This is a genomic window from Veillonella sp. (genome assembly GCF_018364065.1).
Taxonomy (GTDB): domain Bacteria; phylum Bacillota; class Negativicutes; order Veillonellales; family Veillonellaceae; genus Veillonella_A.
In genome coordinates, this window is record NZ_JAGZMO010000001.1 from 32,726 (window position 1) to 51,473 (window position 18,748).

General features: G+C 44.8%; 14 protein-coding genes. 13 read left to right on the forward strand and 1 reads right to left on the reverse strand.

Translation table 11 applies throughout. The annotated features are described in order from the left end of the window. Positions 1-38 precede the first annotated feature (38 nt). The gene (locus tag KHZ77_RS00150) at positions 39-2,537 is read left to right on the forward strand and encodes a DNA topoisomerase 3 (RefSeq protein WP_295194459.1); all 2,499 of its coding nucleotides are present in this window, start codon (positions 39-41) and stop codon (positions 2,535-2,537) included. Positions 2,538-2,781: 244 nt separating this feature from the next. Here the strand turns inward: KHZ77_RS00150 and KHZ77_RS00155 are convergent, their stop codons facing one another. Beyond that, positions 2,782-4,050, reverse strand: a complete 1,269-nt coding sequence (locus KHZ77_RS00155) for a DEAD/DEAH box helicase (protein WP_295194460.1) — start codon at positions 4,048-4,050, stop codon at positions 2,782-2,784. 651 nt (positions 4,051-4,701) lie between these two features. On the opposite strand from KHZ77_RS00155, the gene KHZ77_RS00160 reads away from it, so the two are divergent. The 12 genes from KHZ77_RS00160 to hypF all read left to right on the forward strand — a co-directional run bounded on the left by KHZ77_RS00160 (position 4,702) and on the right by hypF (position 18,748). After that, positions 4,702-4,941, forward strand: a complete 240-nt coding sequence (locus KHZ77_RS00160; protein WP_295194461.1) for a FeoA family protein — start codon at positions 4,702-4,704, stop codon at positions 4,939-4,941. A gap of 1 nt (position 4,942) precedes the next feature. Continuing rightward, positions 4,943-7,366, forward strand: a complete 2,424-nt coding sequence (feoB, locus tag KHZ77_RS00165; protein WP_295194463.1) for a ferrous iron transport protein B — start codon at positions 4,943-4,945, stop codon at positions 7,364-7,366. A gap of 306 nt (positions 7,367-7,672) precedes the next feature. Continuing rightward, the gene (locus KHZ77_RS00170; protein ID WP_295194464.1) at positions 7,673-7,864 is read left to right on the forward strand and encodes a FeoB-associated Cys-rich membrane protein; all 192 of its coding nucleotides are present in this window, start codon (positions 7,673-7,675) and stop codon (positions 7,862-7,864) included. Between the two features lie 118 nt (positions 7,865-7,982). Continuing rightward, the gene (locus KHZ77_RS00175) at positions 7,983-8,261 is read left to right on the forward strand and encodes a DUF6110 family protein (protein ID WP_295194465.1); all 279 of its coding nucleotides are present in this window, start codon (positions 7,983-7,985) and stop codon (positions 8,259-8,261) included. Continuing rightward, on the forward strand, positions 8,261-10,405 hold the full coding sequence (locus KHZ77_RS00180; RefSeq protein WP_295194466.1) for a heavy metal translocating P-type ATPase: 2,145 nt from the start codon (positions 8,261-8,263) through the stop codon (positions 10,403-10,405). The genes KHZ77_RS00175 and KHZ77_RS00180 overlap by 1 nt, the downstream gene beginning before the upstream one ends. A 222-nt stretch (positions 10,406-10,627) precedes the next feature. Then, positions 10,628-11,029, forward strand: a complete 402-nt coding sequence (locus tag KHZ77_RS00185; protein ID WP_295194468.1) for a hypothetical protein — start codon at positions 10,628-10,630, stop codon at positions 11,027-11,029. Positions 11,030-11,048: 19 nt separating this feature from the next. Next, positions 11,049-12,023: a hypothetical protein gene (locus KHZ77_RS00190; protein WP_295194471.1), complete on the forward strand. Its 975-nt coding sequence runs from the start codon at positions 11,049-11,051 to the stop codon at positions 12,021-12,023. 283 nt (positions 12,024-12,306) lie between these two features. Continuing rightward, a complete protein-coding gene (locus KHZ77_RS00195) occupies positions 12,307-12,915 on the forward strand; it encodes an ECF transporter S component (protein WP_295194473.1) in 609 nt (202 codons plus the stop codon). Between the two features lie 321 nt (positions 12,916-13,236). Further along, positions 13,237-14,214: a zinc ABC transporter substrate-binding protein gene (locus tag KHZ77_RS00200; RefSeq protein ID WP_295194475.1), complete on the forward strand. Its 978-nt coding sequence runs from the start codon at positions 13,237-13,239 to the stop codon at positions 14,212-14,214. Positions 14,215-14,299: 85 nt separating this feature from the next. After that, on the forward strand, positions 14,300-14,443 hold the full coding sequence (scfA, locus tag KHZ77_RS00205) for a six-cysteine ranthipeptide SCIFF (protein ID WP_009353042.1): 144 nt from the start codon (positions 14,300-14,302) through the stop codon (positions 14,441-14,443). Positions 14,444-14,856: 413 nt separating this feature from the next. After that, positions 14,857-16,296 (forward strand): thioether cross-link-forming SCIFF peptide maturase, encoded by a 1,440-nt coding sequence (scfB, locus tag KHZ77_RS00210; protein ID WP_295194478.1) that lies wholly within the window; start codon positions 14,857-14,859, stop codon positions 16,294-16,296. A gap of 49 nt (positions 16,297-16,345) precedes the next feature. After that, a complete protein-coding gene (gene hypF / locus KHZ77_RS00215) occupies positions 16,346-18,748 on the forward strand; it encodes a carbamoyltransferase HypF (RefSeq protein WP_295194480.1) in 2,403 nt (800 codons plus the stop codon).

Genomic DNA, 18,748 nt, shown 5'->3' on the forward strand with positions numbered 1-18,748 from the left:
GATTTATTGTATAATAGATAAGATATGAAGGAGGGCCTATGAGATTATTTATTGCGGAAAAACCGAGTATGGGGCGGGAAATAAGTAAATATTTACCGGAGCAGCAGCGTGTGCAGCGTCGGGACGGCTATATCATACAAGGTGATGATGTGGTAACATGGGCCTTCGGGCATGTGCTGGAACAGGCGGAGCCCGGTGATTACGATCCGAAGTATAAGCGCTGGAACGCGGCGGATTTGCCGATTGTGCCGGAAGAGTGGAAGCTCTTGATTACGAAGAGCAGCGAAAAGCAGTTTCACACGATTAAAGACTTAATCGAAAAGGCCGATGTAATCGTAAACGCCGGTGACCCGGACAGGGAAGGGCAATTGCTCATTGATGAAATATTGCTCTATGTAAATAATGAAAAGCCGGTACAGCGTATTCTGTTGAATGCGTTGGATGAAAAGTCCATTCGTCAGGCTTTGGGTGATTTGCGGGATAATAAGGATTTTTATAACTTGCAGCAATCGGCCTTGGCTAGAGCGCGGGCGGACTGGCTCATCGGTATGAACTTATCCCGAGCTTATACGTTGGCGCAGCGTCGTCGCGGCAATAAAGTAACATTTCCTATTGGCCGTGTAAAGACGCCGACGTTGGCGCTGGTCGTACGGCGTGAGCGTGAGCTGGAAAACTTTGTGCCTGTAGATTACTATACCCTTAAAGTGTTATACGTTCATCCGAACGGAACTTTCTGGGCGACCTGGCAGCCACAGGATGACCAGATCGGTCTTGACCCGGAAGGACGTCTCTTAAAACGCGAAGTGGCGGAAGAATTGGCTAAGCGCTTAATGGATAGCAAGACTGGCATTATTGAAAAGCGGGAAAAGAATAAGAAGAAGGAAGCGCAACGTTTGCCTTTATCCTTATCCGCCTTGCAGGTAGCGGCGGGGAAAGCGTACGGCTATGATCCGCAGCAGGTACTCGATACGGCACAGAAGCTATACGAGAAAAAACTGACTACTTATCCGCGTTCGGACTGCGATTATTTACCACAGAATCAATATGCGGACCGCACGGCGATTATAAAGAACTTGAGTGCGAACAGCGGTAAAATCGGCGAGTGGGCATCGAAGGCGGACTTGAGCATTAAGTCGCGCGCATGGAATGACAAGAAGATTACGGCTCACCATGCCATTATTCCGACGACGGTGCCATGCAATATGGAAACGTTGCCGCAGATGGAACGGAATATTTACTTCTTGATCGCCCAGTCCTATATTGCGCAGTTCTATAAGGAACACGAGTATGAACAGACGAAGCTCACTGTATTGCAGGAAGAGGAGCGTTTTGTGGCTCATGGCCGCGTTGTTATCGAGCCGGGCTGGAAGGTGTTATTCCAAAAGGCGAAGAAAACAGCCGGTAGTGGAGATGACGACAGTAATGACAGTTCGGACGATGACAATATGGACTGGGGCTCTGACGGAGCCGATGAAGCAGGCGGTACTGGTGACGGAAACGGTGATGGTTCCGGCTCTATAGGGGCCTCTAAAAAGCAGAGCACTCGTAAGTCGCAACCAATCGAAGATTCCGGTGAATTACCGGCCGTGAAGAAGGGCGACACAGTTACAGTAGATAATATCGCCATTGACGCGAAGCAGACGAAGCCGCCAAGTCGTTTTACAGCAGCTACGCTCTTACAGGCTATGAAGGAAATTCATAAGTATGTGAAAAACGAAGACTTGAAAAAGCAGTTGAAAGCGGTATCCGGTATCGGTACGGAAGCGACGCGCGCCACCATCATTGATGAGCTGATTAATCGCAAGTTTATGTCTGTTAAGGGGAAGAAAAAAGTTATCCAACCGACAGACTTAGGGTATTTGCTGGTAGATGCGCTGCCGGAAGAAATGCTTTATCCTGATGAAACGGCCGTGTGGGAAGAGCGGCTGGCAGCCATGAGTGAAGGGGAAGGTACGCTGGATAATTTCTTAAGTGATCAGGTGGACTTCTTGCGACGACTCATTCAGAAAGCAAACACCGGAGATATGTGGGGCAATCATGACGGCATCGATACGGACGGATTTAACATAGCCAGTACAGTTCGCGTCGTAAAAGGCCGCACAGGCGCGCAAGGGGGAGATGGTGAAGTCGGATATGCCAATGGACCAAGAAATGCGCCTGTACCTGATGCGGACGCTCCGGATTGTCCAAAGTGCGGCAAAGGAAAACTTATGAAGCGCAAAGGAAAATTTGGCGAATTCTATGGATGCTCCCAATTTCCAACATGCCGTTATACCCGTCCTGTAGGCGGTGATACAGGCTCTATGGGAAATGGCCCGATGGGTGCTACTCAATCTGATGAACAGTTGACGCAATCCATTTCAAAGGCTATGGAATCGGCTAAGACGCAAGATGCGCTTACATACCAATGTCCGCGCTGTGGCGGTCATTTGGTAAACGTCATGTCCGGCAACCGCTCCGTATGGCGTTGCAGCAAATTCCCGCAATGTCGAACAACCGTTGCTGATGTGAACGGAAAACCGAGCATTTATAAATAGGTGTAAAAGTGGCAGACAGTAAATAGACGTAGAGAATAACATCCAATAAATAGACATAGAGAATAGCAGACAGTAAATAGACTGTAGCTCTGTAAGCCATTTATAATAAATAAACATAAAAAGCACATGTTGTATTTTTGATGGAAAGTACAACATGTGCTTTTTATTTATATGTGCTTTTTATGTAATCGTGATTAGTCAGTCAGGAATAACCAAGATTACTTAGAACCGGGAATAATCGAGATTATTTCGAACGGGAACGACGTACGCGTGTGTTCGCGCCTTTGTGTCCGGTTGCTTTGTGGCGTTTTGCCTTGGTTGCCTGATAGTTGGAAGTGATTTTCGGCTTGCTGCGACTTACTTCCTTCTTAGGTGCCTGAGCTTTGCCCTTCGTTTTAACCTGGCCGTCAGCGGTGTATTTTGTTAATGTCGCTTCGATAGCGCGTTCGATGCGGCGAAGCCAGCTTTCTTCAGCCGGTGTGGCAAAGGTAATGGCAATACCGCTTGTGCCGGCACGACCGGTACGGCCGATGCGGTGGATGTAGTAATCCACATCATGTGGCACATCGTAGTTGTATACATGACTGATCCCTTCAATATCGATACCGCGTGCCGCAATGTCGGTGGCAACCAAGATTTGCGTACGGGCACGGGCGAAGTCTTTTAGAATCTGTGTACGGCGGCCCTGTGTCAAGTCACCGTGAAGTTCGCCGATGTTGAAGCCTGCCGCAGTAAGTTCATAGGAGAGGCGGATAGCCCCTTCTTTTTTATTACAGAATACAATCGCCAAGTATGGATTATCTTCTTGTAACTGCTTAATCAGGCGCGGCAGTTTTTGCTCTTCCGATACCATGAGAACGCGTTGTTCGATTGTATCGAGCGTTACGTTTTCCCCTTTAACCGTTACAGACATAGGCTTATGCATGTACGCTTTGGCAAGACTGCGGATGCGGTCCGGCATGGTGGCGGAGAAGAGAAGCAACTGGCGATTCGGGTTCGTGTGTTCAATTAAGGATTCCACATCCGGTAAAAATCCCATGTGTAACATTTGATCCGCTTCGTCTAACACTACGCGGCGCACATTTTCAAGCTGCAAGGATTCGCGATGTACGTGATCTAAGAGACGACCCGGTGTACCTAAGATAACATGGGGTCTGCGACCGAGCTGTTGGAGCTGACCTTCAATGGTGCGGCCGCCGATGAGCGGGAGAATATCAACACCCAAGGTTTCGCCCAATTCTTTGGCCGTATCGGCAATCTGGCGAACCAGTTCACGAGTCGGTGCAATGATAAGAGCCTGTTCCTGGAATACTTCCACGTTGATGCGCTGTAAAATCGGCAATAAGAAGGCTAATGTTTTACCGGTACCGGTTTGTGCTTTGGCAATTAAGTCCACACCTTTGAATGCCGGCGGGATTGCCTGTTCCTGAATTGGCGTAGGCTCCTTAATGCCCTGCTTGGCTAGCAAGTCGATAAGCTCTTCGGAAACGCCCAAAGTTTTAAATGATTTCATATATTAATATCCTTTCCTGTGAGAGTTATTATAGATGTATTTATATTTATCTATATTATTATATCATAGAATACGCCAACATATGGCGTGGGCGGTGTAATAATCGAATAAATGTGTTGAAATTTCTTCGCGCTAACATAAGGCAATGGGTGCGCTAAATAATAAAGTAATTTAATTGTAGTGTTTAATATCAAGTCGGAACAAGGAAGAAAAACGAGTGAACTGGAAGAGAACAGGGCTTTTTATACAGTAAAATCGGCGAAATCACACAAAGTTATATATCGTTTGCGAAATATGCATATTGAAAATTAATTGAAAATGACTATATGTTATGCTTGATTTTGATAAACAGAAGAGCTTTTTCTGCATATGAGAGAAAAGAAATTTAATCTCAAATGAAAATGAAAATATCATTGAAGCCTCTATGGTGGTAATGATAACAAGATTATCAGTAGAGCCTAAGTGATAATGAAAATTCAGGGTTTTCGATGTACTATCAAATAGGCCTAAATGAAAGTGGTTATTGAATTTGTCAGCCCATATGTTATAATCAGACTGTAATTATTTATCATTATCATTACGTGGAAAATAGAGATGGTTTAGGGAGACCGGGAGGCCTATTTTCGACGAAAACCACAAGGAGGTGTAGGAATGGTAAAACAGTTGGCACAACTTAAGCCGGGCGAAGCAGGTGTAATTACCAATTTACGCGGTACCGGGAATATTAAACACCGTCTTATTGACATGGGATTGGTGCCGGGAACGATGGTACGAGTAATGAAATTTGCTCCGCTGGGAGATCCCATAGAAATTAAAGTGAAGAACTTTGATTTAGCTTTGCGTGTCAGTGAAGCAGAAACAATTGACGTAGAAACAAAGCAGGAGGTTTAGAATGAGTGACCAGAACGCCACGACCATTCGCATTGCCTTAGCAGGGAATCCGAACTGTGGTAAGACAACCATTTTTAATAACATTACAGGTTCAAAACAACACGTCGGTAACTATCCGGGTGTAACCGTTGAGAAAAAAGAAGGGGAATGCTCCTTTGACGGCAGCGATTTATTATTTATCGACTTGCCTGGTACATATAGTTTAACAGCACGCTCCTTAGACGAATTGGTAGCACGTAATACGATTATCAATGATGAGCCTGATGTAATTGTTAACGTATTAGATGCTTCTAATTTGGAACGTAACCTTTACTTGGCGGCGCAGCTGTTAGAGTTGGAACGTCCTTTAGTGTTGGCACTCAACATGAGTGACGTAGCCGAAGAAATGGGCATCGACATTGATGTTCGCAAATTGAGCGAATTAACAGGTGCCAGCATTGTTAAGACCGTAGGCCGCAACAATGTAGGGACTCGTGAATTATTACAGGCCGTTGTGGATGTAACCAAAGAAGAAACCGTTACATTGGCCACTGTTGATTACGGCGAAGTATTGGAACCGGCTATTGAAGCATTAGTAGCCGCTATTGAAGAAGCAGGTACTATTACCTATCCGCTTCGCTGGGTAGCCATCAAATTGTTGGAAAACGATCCGGACGTAATTAAGAAAGTAAACGCTTTCGAAAATACACAAAACGTACTTAAGATTGCTGAACGTCTTCGCAACGAATTGAGTGACAAAGTAGATTTAGAAATTATTTTCCAAGAGTATCGTCATCGTTTCGCTGTTCAGACTTTCAATGAATCCTTACGCAGTACGCCAAGAGAAATCGAAACAAAATCCGATCGTTTAGATAAAATCTTGACTCACCGCGTGCTGGGCTTGCCAATCTTCATGCTCATTATGTGGCTCTTATTTAACTTCGTAAACGAGTTGGGCGCATATCCTCAGGGCTGGATTGAAGACGGCTTCACGGCTCTCGGCGAATGGGCCACTACGGTAATTCCGGACGGCCAGTTGCAATCGCTCGTAGTTGACGGCATCATCGCCGGTGTGGGCGCGGTTATGAGTTTCGTACCGCTCATCGTATTCCTCTTCCTGGGCATTGCGTTCCTCGAAGATACCGGTTACATGGCCCGTGCGGCGTTCGTAATGGACCGTATCATGCGCGCCTGCGGCTTGCATGGTAAATCCTTCATTCCGTTGCTCATCGGTTACGGTTGTAGTATTCCGGCCATCATGGGTGCCCGTATTTTGGACAACCGTCGTGACCGTATGATTACGATTTTAGTATCCCAGTTTATGACATGTAGTGCCCGTTTGCCGGTATATACATTGTTCATCGGTGCGTTCTTCCCGGTAGGGCAGCGCGGTACCGTATTATTCGCCATTTACTTTGCCGGTATCGTATTGGCAGTACTTATGGCAAAAGTATTTCGCAAGTTCTTGTTCCCTGGCGAATCCGAACCATTTGTTATGGAATTACCTCCATACCATATGCCTACATTGAAGAGCGTATTGCTTCACATGTGGGAACGCGCCATCTTGTACTTAAAGAAAGCGGGTACATTCATTTTAGCCGCATCTGTAATTATCTGGTTCCTTGCATCCTATCCACAAGAAGTTCCTTATTCTCAGGACTTCGATGCAGCTCGTGAAACTGTAACGCAAACATATGATGCACAGGCAGATGCAATTTTAACACAGGCCGGCTTAGTAACTGACGAACAGAAACAGCCTGTAATGGATATGGTTGATAAAATGACTGCTATCCAGGAAGAACAGGATGCAGCGGCTGCTGAAGAAGAAACTGACGAAGAAGCACCTGCAGAAGATACTAAAGCAGATGCAACAGCTACCGCTGATGCAACGGCAGCTAATCAGCCATTGGAAATTCCAGAATACTTCAAAGATCTTCAAGCCAGCGATGCCAATGTTTTCCCTGTTGCATGGTCCGTATACCAGAACAACTTGGAAAAAGACGAAAAGATTGGCGCATTGGATGAAGAAGAAGCTGCTGAAAAAATCCAAGGTTCCTATGCAGCTATGATCGGTCGTACAATTGAACCAATTATGCGTCCGTTAGGCTTTGACTGGAAGATGAGCGTATCGCTTATTACAGCCTTAGCCGCAAAAGAAGTAATGGTAAGTACATTGGGTACTATTTATGCCGTTACTGCTGACGAAGACAATGAACAACCACTTCAGGAATACTTACGTCAGGATAAATCATTCACTCCGTTAGTAGCGGTTGGCTTAATGATGTTTGTTCTTATTTATCCACCATGCTTTGCAGCCATGGCCGTATTCAAACGCGAGTCCGGCGGCTGGGCTTGGTTAGGCTTCTTCATTCTTTACTCCTGTGCATTGGCATGGGTAGCGGCCTTCCTCGTTTACAATGTGGGTCATTTATTGGGCTTCCAGTAAAAGCAAGGCATAGCAACGCTTTTTAGCAAAAATAAGCTTGTTATTTAAAGTCGGGAGCATGAGATATACATGTGATTTTAATTTATGAGACTTATAATGTGATAAAAGTAAAGAAACAATAAATGAAGTTAGTAAAAATTTTACAAACAAAAACCGTCTAACTAATAGTGATAATAAATTATTCAATTACCTAGTTTTAAATGAGAATTAACGACTGATAATTGAATGAGAATTAAGTGAATGTCTAGTTCTTGTAAATTTTATGTCAAATTCTTATTGATAAAAGGAAAAGGATAGTGTATGATAATGGAGAACCTAATAGTTTATCTCATCGGATTAATTGCTGTATTGTTTGTTGCACGGAAAGCGTATAAAACGATGACCGGTAAAGGTGGTTGCAATTGTGGCTGCTCCGGTAAGGGCGGTAAAAAGACTATAAATTCTGCTGACGGCGGCTGTGGCTGCTGCAGCGGCAATGTATCTTCCGAAAACAGATAATATCTGTTACTGAGATATGGCAGAAGTAGCCAAGGTTCACCAGGGTTGGACCTTGGCTATTTTTATAAATGCATTACGATGTACTATTTTATTCATTCCCGGGAAAGGTGGAGTTATTATGTTTAACATCGACAAAAACAAAGTAAAACACGCTAATTTATTCGCAGCCGGTTTGGCACTTGGCACAGTAGGCCTTAAAGTGTTAACCAGCAAAGACGCTAAGAAAGTGTACGCTAATGTAGTAGCTGCAGGCATCCGTGCTAAAGACAGCATTATGCAGACAGCTGAAAAAGTACAGGCTTCCAGCGGAAGCATTTTAGCTGATGCACAGGAAATCAACGAAAAACGTCGTCAGGATGAAGCATTGTTTGAAGAAGAAGAAAGTGATGAAAAATAATGTTGAAGTTTTCGGTTAGTCAACGATTATCGAAACGACTTCACCTGACAGTAAGCGGCCGACTCTTTGATGACGCCGAAGCTGTATTTTTAGAAGAAACGCTCATGAAGAATCCGGCTATTATCAGTGCCAAGTTCTTCACGCGCTCCCGTGATTTGATTATCAACCATGACGGCGATGAAACGGCTGTGCGCGATGCCGTATTGGCTCTTAGAGAGCTGGATTTTTCAGCGGCGCCTGCATTGACGGAATATTCTCCGCGCTTAGTAAATCGTAAATATCGTGAGTCCATGATCGGACAAACGTTACTATATGTGGGCAAGCGCATTTTCTTGCCTATGCCGATTCGAGTAGCCTGGAACGCAGTCAATGCGGTGAAGTTCGTTAAACAGGCCATTACTATGCTGTGGCACCGCAAGTTGACCGTCGAAGTATTGGACGGTGTGGCCATTACAGTATCCATGTTGCGCGGCGATTTCTCGACAGCCGGCGCTATCATGTATCTGTTGGGAATCGGCGAAACTCTGGAAGAATGGACCCTTCGCAAATCTGTACTGAATTTGGCAGAGAGTATGTCTCTCAATGTGGATAAAGTATGGGTAAAGGTTGACGGTGTGGAAGTAAGTCGCCCTGTAGCCGAAGTGGCGGAAGGTGATCTTGTAGTACTTCGTCAAGGCGAAGTAGTGCCATTGGACGGGATTGTTACGGATGGTGTAGTGCTTATCAACCAAAGCTCCATGACAGGCGAACCGGAACCGGTGCGCCGCGATGAAGGAACCTTTGTGTATGCCGGCACCGTTGTGGAAGAAGGCTCCTGTACTATTCAAGTTAAGGGCAATTCCAAATCATCCCGTTACGAACAGATTGTAACCCTTATTGAAGAGTCGGAACAGATGAAATCCGGTATGGAACAGAAGGCGTTCCATATGGCGGACAAACTGGTGCCTATCAGCTTTGCCGGTACAGCATTGACCTATTTGCTGACCCGCAACACAATGATGGCCTTGTCCTTCCTCATGGTGGATTTCTCCTGTGCCTTGAAGTTGAGTATTCCGTTAGCCGTATTATCCGCTATGGAAGAAGCGTCCAAGCGCGGCATTACGGTTAAGGGCGGTAAGTTCATGGAACAAATCGCCGCTGCGGATATGATTGTATTCGATAAGACCGGTACACTTACAAAAGCGGAACCGGTGTTTGAACAGATTATTACCTTTGAAGGCAATGATCCGGACGATATGCTTATGCTGGCAGCTTGCCTTGAAGAACATTTCCCTCATTCCATGGCCCGTGCCGTTGTGAATGCGGCGGAAGAGCACAACTTGCCACATAAGGAAAAACATTCGTCCAAGTTGGAATACATCGTGGCACACGGCATTGCCTCCAAAGTGGGCAATCGCAAATGCCGCATCGGCAGTGCTCATTTTATCTTTGATGATGAAAAGACAGTTATCCCTCCTGATGAAATGGATAAGTTCAACAGCTTGCCCGATTCGTCATCCCATTTATACTTAGCTATCAGCGGCCGTTTGGCGGCGGTGCTTTGTATTAAAGATCCGGTGCGTGATGAAGCGAAACAGGTAATTGAAGAGCTTCATCAGTTAGGCATTAAGAAAGTGGTTATGATGACCGGCGACAGCAAGCGCAATGCGGAACGGGTAGCCCGAGAAATCGGCATTGACGAAGTGCATGCGGAAGTATTGCCGGGCGATAAAGCCGCTTATATTAAACAGGCGAAGAGCGAAGGCTATACAGTTATGATGATCGGCGACGGCATCAATGATTCGCCGGCCTTATCGGAAGCGCATGTAGGTGTGGCCATGAACGAAGGCGCACCGATTGCGCAGAAGATTGCCAATGTAACTGTATCCTCCGATGACTTGATGAGTATTGTGGATATGCGTAAAATTGCAATGCAGCTCATGGACCGCATTCAATTTAACTACAACTCCATTGTAGGTGTAAATGGTGCCTTGGTAGGTCTTGGTTTATTCCAGGTATTGACGCCAAGCACAACTGCATGGTTCCACAATTTATTCACCTTGGCTATCGGTCTACGCAGCATGACACCATTGTTGCCGGCCAAGTCTGATGCAGATACAATTGTGCCTGCATTAACTGGAGCGGCAGTGCAACCGGTGGCTTAAACGGCTAATTGCTTGGCTCTTGCAAAACTGATTGCTAATATGTGTAATCATGTAATGCTTGGACAAGCAATTGCTTAATTGCAGAAAAGACAATAGCCGGAACGTGCTTAGCTTTTCAAGAGGTCGTGGCGGTCTCCTTCTAGGAGACCGCTTTTTTGTTGAGTTTTAAGCGGACCTATAGTAGAATAAAACTACTGAAATGAAATACTAGGAGGTTAAAACATGAAAGTCCTTGCTGATATCATGCGGCGAACTTTATACATGGGGTTCTTTATCATATTAATACCCTTGGGGGCATATACAATTCATAACGGTTCCAGTGCCACAGTAGCATTGGTAAGTTATTTGTTTTTATCCATTGTGATTCCCCTCTTATATCTGTCTTCCAGCCGGAGCGGATTCGGACCGAAAGAGTTGCGCATCGGCCGCATATTGTATATAGTGAGCTGGGGCTCCATCCAGGTCCTGACTTATAATTCGTTTTTTATGGGTGATTTTTCATTTTTATGGAATTTACCTACCGTAGGTCGCGACGTAGCCTTTATCCTTGCCATGTATGTGCAGGTTGTACTTTCGTTGACTTTAGCATATGTGTTGACTCGTATCCTTAGAAAGGGGCAATGAATTGAATAATTTTGTTAGAATGACTCTCTTGGGAGCGCTTGTAGTAGTTCCTATTTCCATGATTATATTGGCCATGGGCGGTATGTTGGCCGGGATTCCCGCATTTATCGCATTGGCACTCTTTGCACCATTTTGGCTTCGCCGTCAAGATAAATTGCGTCAGTTTGCGGACTATCCGTGGCGCGGCGGATTATATTTCTACAGTCTCATCGGCTGGGTAATCTTCTTCTACATGGGCGAACGCGTAGCGCCGCTTCAACTGGAAGGGCAGACTATGGGCGGGCTCCTCATGATATGGTTGTTCATTTTCTTCTTCGGATACATCGGCGTATCGCTAACGGCGTACATTTTAACGTTGTTCTTCGCTCGTCCTCGTTTTAACCGCTGGATCGATGAAACCTTGGACATTGCAGTATACGCGTTGCCGATTCCAATGCTCTTGGTGGGCGACATCCTGTTCATGAACCTGCAGGGGGTTCAATTGAGCCGTGAGTCTCAGGTTATGATCTTCGATATGATGAATCTTCTCATATTGCTCACCGTAGTTTGGACCATGGGCTCCATTTCCATTTACTTATTCCCACGCAATGAAGTACGCAAAGCGTTCCGCTTACTGCGTATCCTGGTTACCGCCTTTGTATGGCTCGCTATTAACGGTCATATCTTCGGTGGCGGCTGGCTGCCTGACTTTGTAGTGAACCTTGTTGATGTAGTGTTCCCTGCATTCCGCGGCAATCCAATCGTGTACATTACACCGGGCCTCATTGAGTTTGTCATCTTGGGCATTTCTGTCGGTGTAGGTATGTGGGCTGAAAGCTTCTTGATTCGTTTGCAGAATCGCTACAAAACGAAGGAAGAACATGTAAAAGAAGTAGTGGAAAACGCTATGAAGTCTTCTGTTCTTGAAAAAGAAGCACAGGAGAAGGCTGTTAAAGAAGCGCGTGCAGCTAGAAAACAGGCTAAGAAGAACAACAAGGGAAAAGGCCCTAAATAGATGCTGTAAGCGTATACTACTTGACAGCATGTTTGTAATATTTTAATATAATAGATGGTTTATTTGACTATAAGAATCTATATCAAGTGATTAGTAGTTTTATGATACGAACAGTGGTGTTTGGATTAAGTAAGATTGCATTCTGCGATTAGATGCGTCTGTATCAACCGGAGTAACGGCTTAATAGAAGCGGCTCAACTGAACAGAACGATATAGGACAATGGGCCATCTATTTTTTTATTCGACTTATATCCTGACAGGAGTAAGAACGGAGGAGCAGAACATGACAAAAGAACAAATGACGAAACCATCCCCTTATGGTCGTCGCCGTTTTAATGCACGTCAATTAACAGTTATCGGATTGTTGGCGGCAGTGACGATTATCTTGGGCGTATCCGGCTTCGGTCTTATACGTATACCGCCAATTAACTTTACGATTTTACATATTCCTACTTTAATCGGTGCGCTCGTAGAAGGACCGCGCGTGGGTATGTTTATCGGTCTTATTTTCGGCGGTTACAGCTTAGTGCAGAACTTAATGGCGCCGAATATTATGTCATTTGCCTTTATAAACCCGATTGTATCCATCTTACCGCGCATGCTCATCGGACCGATTGCGTACTACATCTTCAAAGCAATTCCGCTGAAGAGTTCCGTAGTTCGTATCATCATTTCCCTGTTTGTGACTACCTTGTTACATACCATAATGGTAATGGGTCTGATTTACCTTATCTATGCGGAACCATACGCTGCGGCAACAGGTAAGCCGATGGATCAAGTGCTCAATATTATTCTAGGCGTTGCTATTTTCCATGGCTCTTTGGAAGCGGCCGGTGCCGTACTTATCGGTACACCAATTGTAGTGGCGTTACGGGCTAAATTAAACAAATAATATTTGTCTTTAAGGCAATTAAGTTACATATTGAAACAGTATAAAATTTTATAATTAACCACTGTAAGTATATAGCCCTGACGTCATGTCAGGGCTTTTTAATATGATGTGAGCATATGTGGACATATGAATACATATAAATATAAATAAGGCTCTGTGTTTAACGAGTAAAAAGTTTACTGCCCATATATATGGTTTGTTGAATTCTTATTTGTTGAATTCTTATAAGAGAAACGTTTTATATTTCTATAAAAGCAAAAGTTTGCAAAATAATAATCGTTTAATAGATGTGTTTATGTTTGAAGAAAGTGAGTGTGTTTTATGAATTTTAAAAAGTTAAAACAAGGTCTTCTTTTCGGCCTGTTAGCAGTAGGTGTATTGGTCTTGGCCGGTTGTGGTACCAACGGTGGTGCCGGAGACAGCAATAAATTGCAGGTTGTGGCCACGGTGTATCCTGCGTATGATGTAGCGAAAGTGGTAGGCGGCGACAAGGTGGACGTGAAAGTGTTGGTACCACCGGGAGCGGAGCCCCATGACTGGGAGCCTACGGCAGGCGATTTGAAGAGTATTGGGAAAGCTAAAGTATTCATTTATAACGGCGCCGGTTTGGAACCAACCGAAAAACTATTGACGCCGGACATTTTAAAAGATGCAAAACCGTTAGAGCTGGCTAAAGTGGTTGACCTTCGCTATGTAGATGAAGTGGAAGAGCACGATCATCACGGTCACAGCACGCCGCAGTCCGGCCATGATGGCAAAGACGGGGATGAACACCACATGGCGGATCCGCATATTTGGCTCAATCTGATGAATGTAGCTAAAGAAGTAGACGCTGTAGTGGCAGCATTCAGCGAAGCAGATCCGGCAAATAAAGAATATTATGAAGCGAACGGCAAAGCCTACAAGGAAAAATTGGAAGCCCTCGATGCGTCCTATAAAGCCTTTGCAGACTCATTGAGCAACAAAAATCTTGTAGTTACTCATGAAGCATTCGGCTACCTGGCAGACCGTTACGGATTCAAGCAATTGGGTATTATGGGTATTTCTCCGGATGCGGAACCGACACCTGAAAAAATGGCACAGATCGTAAGCTTCATTCGAAACAATCAGGTGAAGGCCATTTTCAGCGAAGAATTGGTAAATCAGAAACTGGCTAATGCTATCAGCAAGGAAACAGGCGTTGCCATTTACAAATTAAATCCTGTGGAAGGGTTAACGGAAGAACAGCTTAAAGCAGGGGATACGTACTTAACAATTATGCAACAAAACTTAGACGTATTGAAAAAAGCGCTACAATAAACCGCGCCCTTTTGACTTGCCCAAATCATGCCACATATGATAAAATAACGTTAATCACGTAGGATGGTAAAGGAGGTTGAATTACATGTCTAAACGTATTCGTACTATCAATACTGAATCTTTACAGAAAACAGCTAAAACCGGTGGCTGTGGCGAATGTCAAACATCTTGCCAATCTGCATGCAAAACAAGCTGCACAGTTGGTAACCAGGTTTGCAAACAGAAATAATCCGGACCAAATAAGTCCGACGCTCTGTCGTCGGGCTTTTTTGTTTTTATAACAACATTGCTGAGTTAATGATTCTTTGCAGCGTATTGCTGAACTTATTATGCTTTGTGGCGTATTACTGACCTAATTATAATTATGTTTCGTGGAGTATTACCGAGTTAATTATGCTTCGTAGTCGCTTTAACAATCTGTGTAAGATGGAAAAAGTATACTCAGGTTATATACTTAATTAAATAGGCGTTAAAACCGGCTAAAGATGTCTATGTATAGGACTTTTTTATACGTAGAATAAATATGGTAAATCGTTTTACAGATTTTATATAAAGTTATATAAATCATGCAGGATTAATACTGTCCGTTTTTAATATTTGTGTAGTATAATCTAAATAGAGTTGAAAATATATGGAGGTACCATGTTAGAATTAAAACCAATGATTCATAAATTTAAGCTAAAAGATAAGTACTTTTGTCTTGATGTAAATAGCGGCATCATCCACGTGATTGATGAATTTACCGATAAAGTGTTGGATATTTACGACGGTTCCAACCGCGATGAAGTACACCGCGCATTTGACGGTGTAGAAACCAAGGAAGAAATCGACGAACTTCTCGATGAGTTGGATCAACTCATTAAAGACGAAATGCTCTACGCACCTATGTCGGAAGATTTCAAGTTGGTGGCTGCAGAAAAACCGATTGTTAAAGCGTTGTGCTTAAACATTGCCCACGACTGTAACTTGGCTTGTAAATACTGCTTTGCCAGCCAGGGCGATTACGGCGGAGTGAAACGGGAGCTCATGAGCTTCGACGTGGCGAAACGTGCCGTAGACTTCCTCATTTCCATGAGCGGCCCTCGTCAGCACTTGGAAATCGACTTCTTCGGCGGCGAACCTCTCATGAACTGGGACGTAGTTAAACAGACAATCGAATACGCTGAAAAAGTAGGGGCGGAGCACAATAAAATCTTTAAAATGACGATGACCACCAATGGTGTGCTTTTAACGCAGGAAAAGATTGACTACTTAAACGAACATAAATTGAGCATGGTCTTGTCCATTGACGGCCGTGAAGAAGTGCATAACCACATGCGTCCAAGTGCAGGCGGTACTGATACATATAAAACAGTAGCGAAGAACCTTGTGAACGCGGTAAAACAGCGTAACGGCTTGGAATACTACGCACGTGGTACATATACACATAATAACTTGGACTTTACGAAAGACGTAATTGCCATGTCCGATTTGGGCTTTGAGCACCTTTCCATGGAACCTGTAGTAGGTAAGGAAGGGGATTATGTATTACGTGAAGAAGATTTACCGGCTTTGATGAAAGAATATGAAAAGCTGGCTGATTTATACTTGGAACGCCAAAAAGAAGGTTGGGGCGAGAAGTTCAACTTCTTCCACTTCCGCATGGACTTGTACCGTGGACCTTGTATGGCGAAACGTTTGCGCGGTTGTGGTGCCGGTCATGAATACATGGCTATCGTACCGAACGGCGATATTTATCCATGTCATCAGTTCGTAGGTCGTGACGGTTATGTGCTGGGCAATGTATTCGAAGGCCTTAAAAACTTCGACATTCCTAGAGAATTCCGCAATACACATGTATTCACGAAACCTACCTGTGCAGCTTGCTGGGCTAAATTCTTCTGCTCCGGCGGTTGTCATGCAAACAATGAAACATTTAGCGGCACAATTCACGAACCATATGCATTGGGCTGTGAACTACAGAAGAAACGAATTGAATGCGCTATTATGATTCAGGCTGAATTGGATGAATTACGTGAGCAAGGTGTAGTACCAAAAGAAGATCCTGCATTCCAAGAGCGAAAACAACATAACTGGATGTAATAGAATACGGAATTTTGTAATCCATGTAAACTTGTAGAAAGGATTATGTATGGAGAGACAAGGTATACGTTTTACGGGAATTGTTCAAGGTGTGGGATTCCGGCCCCTCGTGGCGATTATCGCCCGCGAACTGGAACTGACGGGCTGGGTGCTCAATGACAGCGAAGGGGTGTACCTGGAAATCCAGGGCGAACCTGAGCAGCTTGAGCAATTTGTACCACTCCTTGAATCGTGTAAAGGACCTAACTGTCGCATTGATTCGACGGATGTAAAAACAGTTGATCTTGTAGAAGATGAGACGGAGTTTATCATCAAACCTTCCAAGGAAGGGGAAACACCGGCCACCTTTATCGGAGCTGACACAGCACCCTGCGACGCCTGTGTAAAAGAACTTTTAAATCCGGAGAATCGCCGTTACAACTATAGTTTTATTAACTGTACACATTGCGGACCTCGCTATACCATCGTAGAGCGGGTTCCTTATGATAGAAAATATACGTCCATGAAGACGTTCCCTATGTGCGACGATTGCGCGACCGAATATGAGTCGGAAGAAAATCGCCGTTACCATGCGGAACCGAACGCATGTCCGGTTTGCGGCCCTCAATACCGTTTAGTTACATCTGACGGTAAGGCCGTTCCGGAGCTGACCGGTCATGAAGAAGAAAGTGATGCCGTATTTGAAGAAGCCCGCAACTATATTAAGGCAGGTAAAATCCTGGCTATTAAAGGGGTGGGTGGCTATCACTTGGCCTGCGACGCGACCAATGAAGAGGCTGTCATGCAACTTCGCAAGCGCAAACCGCGCCCTCGTAAACCGCTGGCGGTCATGGTTGACTCCTTAGAGACCGCGCAGAAAATCGGCGTGTTTACAGAGGCAACGATTGCGGAGATTACATCACCGGCAAGGCCTATCGTGTTGGTGCCGCAGCGCCGCGAAGCGCCGTTGGCCTGGGATGCGGTAGCGCCGGACAATCACTACATCGGTATCATGCTTCCTTATGCACCGGTACATTATGTATTGCTCCCTGAAGGGGCTGTATGGGTAATGACCAGCGGCAACCGCAGCGGTGAGCCGGTAATTTACCAGGAAGAGCGGGCCTTTGAAGAACTTGAGTCGGTAGTGGATGCATTTTTAATTCACAATCGTCCTATTGTAGCCTCCTTGGAGGACTCTGTCGTACAGTTTATTGATGATACACCTCATTTTATCCGCCGCAGTCGCGGGTATGTGCCAACATCATTTCATGTACAGTTGCCGAATAAAGGCAATTTATCCTTGTTGGCCATGGGGAGCGATTTAAAAAGCTCTTTTGCGTTGAATCGCAAAGAAGATATCATTATGGGGCCTCATATCGGTGATTTGGCCAATGCGGCTATGAATGAGTCTCTTCGACATAATATTGACCGCTTTACCAACTTATTTGGTATTACTCCGGTAGCAGTAGTGGCGGACTATCATCCTAACTATTATTCCTCGCAATATGGTAGGGAATACGCAAATGCGCATAATCTTCCGTATTTAGAGGTGCAGCACCATCATGCACATATAGCTACGGTCATGGCAGAACAGAATGTAGATGAACCTGTCCTCGGCGTTTGCTTTGACGGTACCGGGTACGGTACGGACGGCACAATTTGGGGCGGTGAGTTCCTGCTTTGTCAGGGCGCTAATTTCAAACGATTGGCTCATATGTCATCTGTACCGCTTCCGGGCGGTGAAGCGGCGGTTCGTGAACCGTGGCGACAAGCCCTTTGGTACTTGCGCTATTTATACAATGATTCCATCCCTGAAGTTATGGACTCCTGGATGGCCGGATTGCCACCGCAGTGGCAACTGTTAGATCAGATTATTCGGGAGCATGTAGAGATTTATAAAGGACAAGATGTAGTGGATAACATTCCTATGGAAGGTCCGATTCGCATACAGGCGCCGAAGAAAAAGTTAGATACAAACTCTATTAAAGGGGTATCCATGGTAAAAGCCAGCAGCGGCGGTCGTCTGTTTGATACAGTTGGTTCCTTGCTGGGCCTCGGCTATACCCATTCCTTTGACGGTCAGGTGGCCATGGGATTGGAACAGCTCTCCTATGGTGAACGCGGTAATTTACTGGACTTTACCTTTGATGGAAGACATCTTGATTTTTCACCATTGGTTAATGATATTGTTACAAAATTAGGACAAGGCACTTCTAAAAAGCAGTTGGCCGCTTCGTTCCATCGCACAGTTGCCTACGGCATCAGTGAAGTGATTGACTATATTTGTGAAACCTATGGTATTAAAAAAGTAATTCTAAGTGGCGGTGTGTTCCAAAATCGCCAGTTGGTAGAAAATATTTTACGTATGACTCAAATACCGACAATTATAAGACCGCGCAATGTGTCCGCCAATGACAGCGGATTGGCGCTCGGTCAGTTGTGGCTGGGTCATCAAAAACTGGGAGGTATGTAG

Bases quoted from the DNA above. Each gene is read 5' to 3' on its own strand.
- scfA (WP_009353042.1), top strand. From the start codon at position 14,300: ATGTCTAAACGTATTCGTACTATCAATACTGAATCTTTACAGAAAACA.
- KHZ77_RS00155 (WP_295194460.1), bottom strand. From the start codon at position 4,050: ATGAAATCATTTAAAACTTTGGGCGTTTCCGAAGAGCTTATCGACTTG.
- KHZ77_RS00160 (WP_295194461.1), top strand. From the start codon at position 4,702: ATGGTAAAACAGTTGGCACAACTTAAGCCGGGCGAAGCAGGTGTAATT.
- KHZ77_RS00180 (WP_295194466.1), top strand. From the start codon at position 8,261: ATGTTGAAGTTTTCGGTTAGTCAACGATTATCGAAACGACTTCACCTG.
- KHZ77_RS00185 (WP_295194468.1), top strand. From the start codon at position 10,628: ATGAAAGTCCTTGCTGATATCATGCGGCGAACTTTATACATGGGGTTC.
- feoB (WP_295194463.1), top strand. From the start codon at position 4,943: ATGAGTGACCAGAACGCCACGACCATTCGCATTGCCTTAGCAGGGAAT.
- KHZ77_RS00175 (WP_295194465.1), top strand. From the start codon at position 7,983: ATGTTTAACATCGACAAAAACAAAGTAAAACACGCTAATTTATTCGCA.
- scfB (WP_295194478.1), top strand. From the start codon at position 14,857: ATGTTAGAATTAAAACCAATGATTCATAAATTTAAGCTAAAAGATAAG.
- hypF (WP_295194480.1), top strand. From the start codon at position 16,346: ATGGAGAGACAAGGTATACGTTTTACGGGAATTGTTCAAGGTGTGGGA.
- KHZ77_RS00200 (WP_295194475.1), top strand. From the start codon at position 13,237: ATGAATTTTAAAAAGTTAAAACAAGGTCTTCTTTTCGGCCTGTTAGCA.
- KHZ77_RS00195 (WP_295194473.1), top strand. From the start codon at position 12,307: ATGACAAAAGAACAAATGACGAAACCATCCCCTTATGGTCGTCGCCGT.
- KHZ77_RS00170 (WP_295194464.1), top strand. From the start codon at position 7,673: ATGGAGAACCTAATAGTTTATCTCATCGGATTAATTGCTGTATTGTTT.
- KHZ77_RS00190 (WP_295194471.1), top strand. From the start codon at position 11,049: ATGACTCTCTTGGGAGCGCTTGTAGTAGTTCCTATTTCCATGATTATA.
- KHZ77_RS00150 (WP_295194459.1), top strand. From the start codon at position 39: ATGAGATTATTTATTGCGGAAAAACCGAGTATGGGGCGGGAAATAAGT.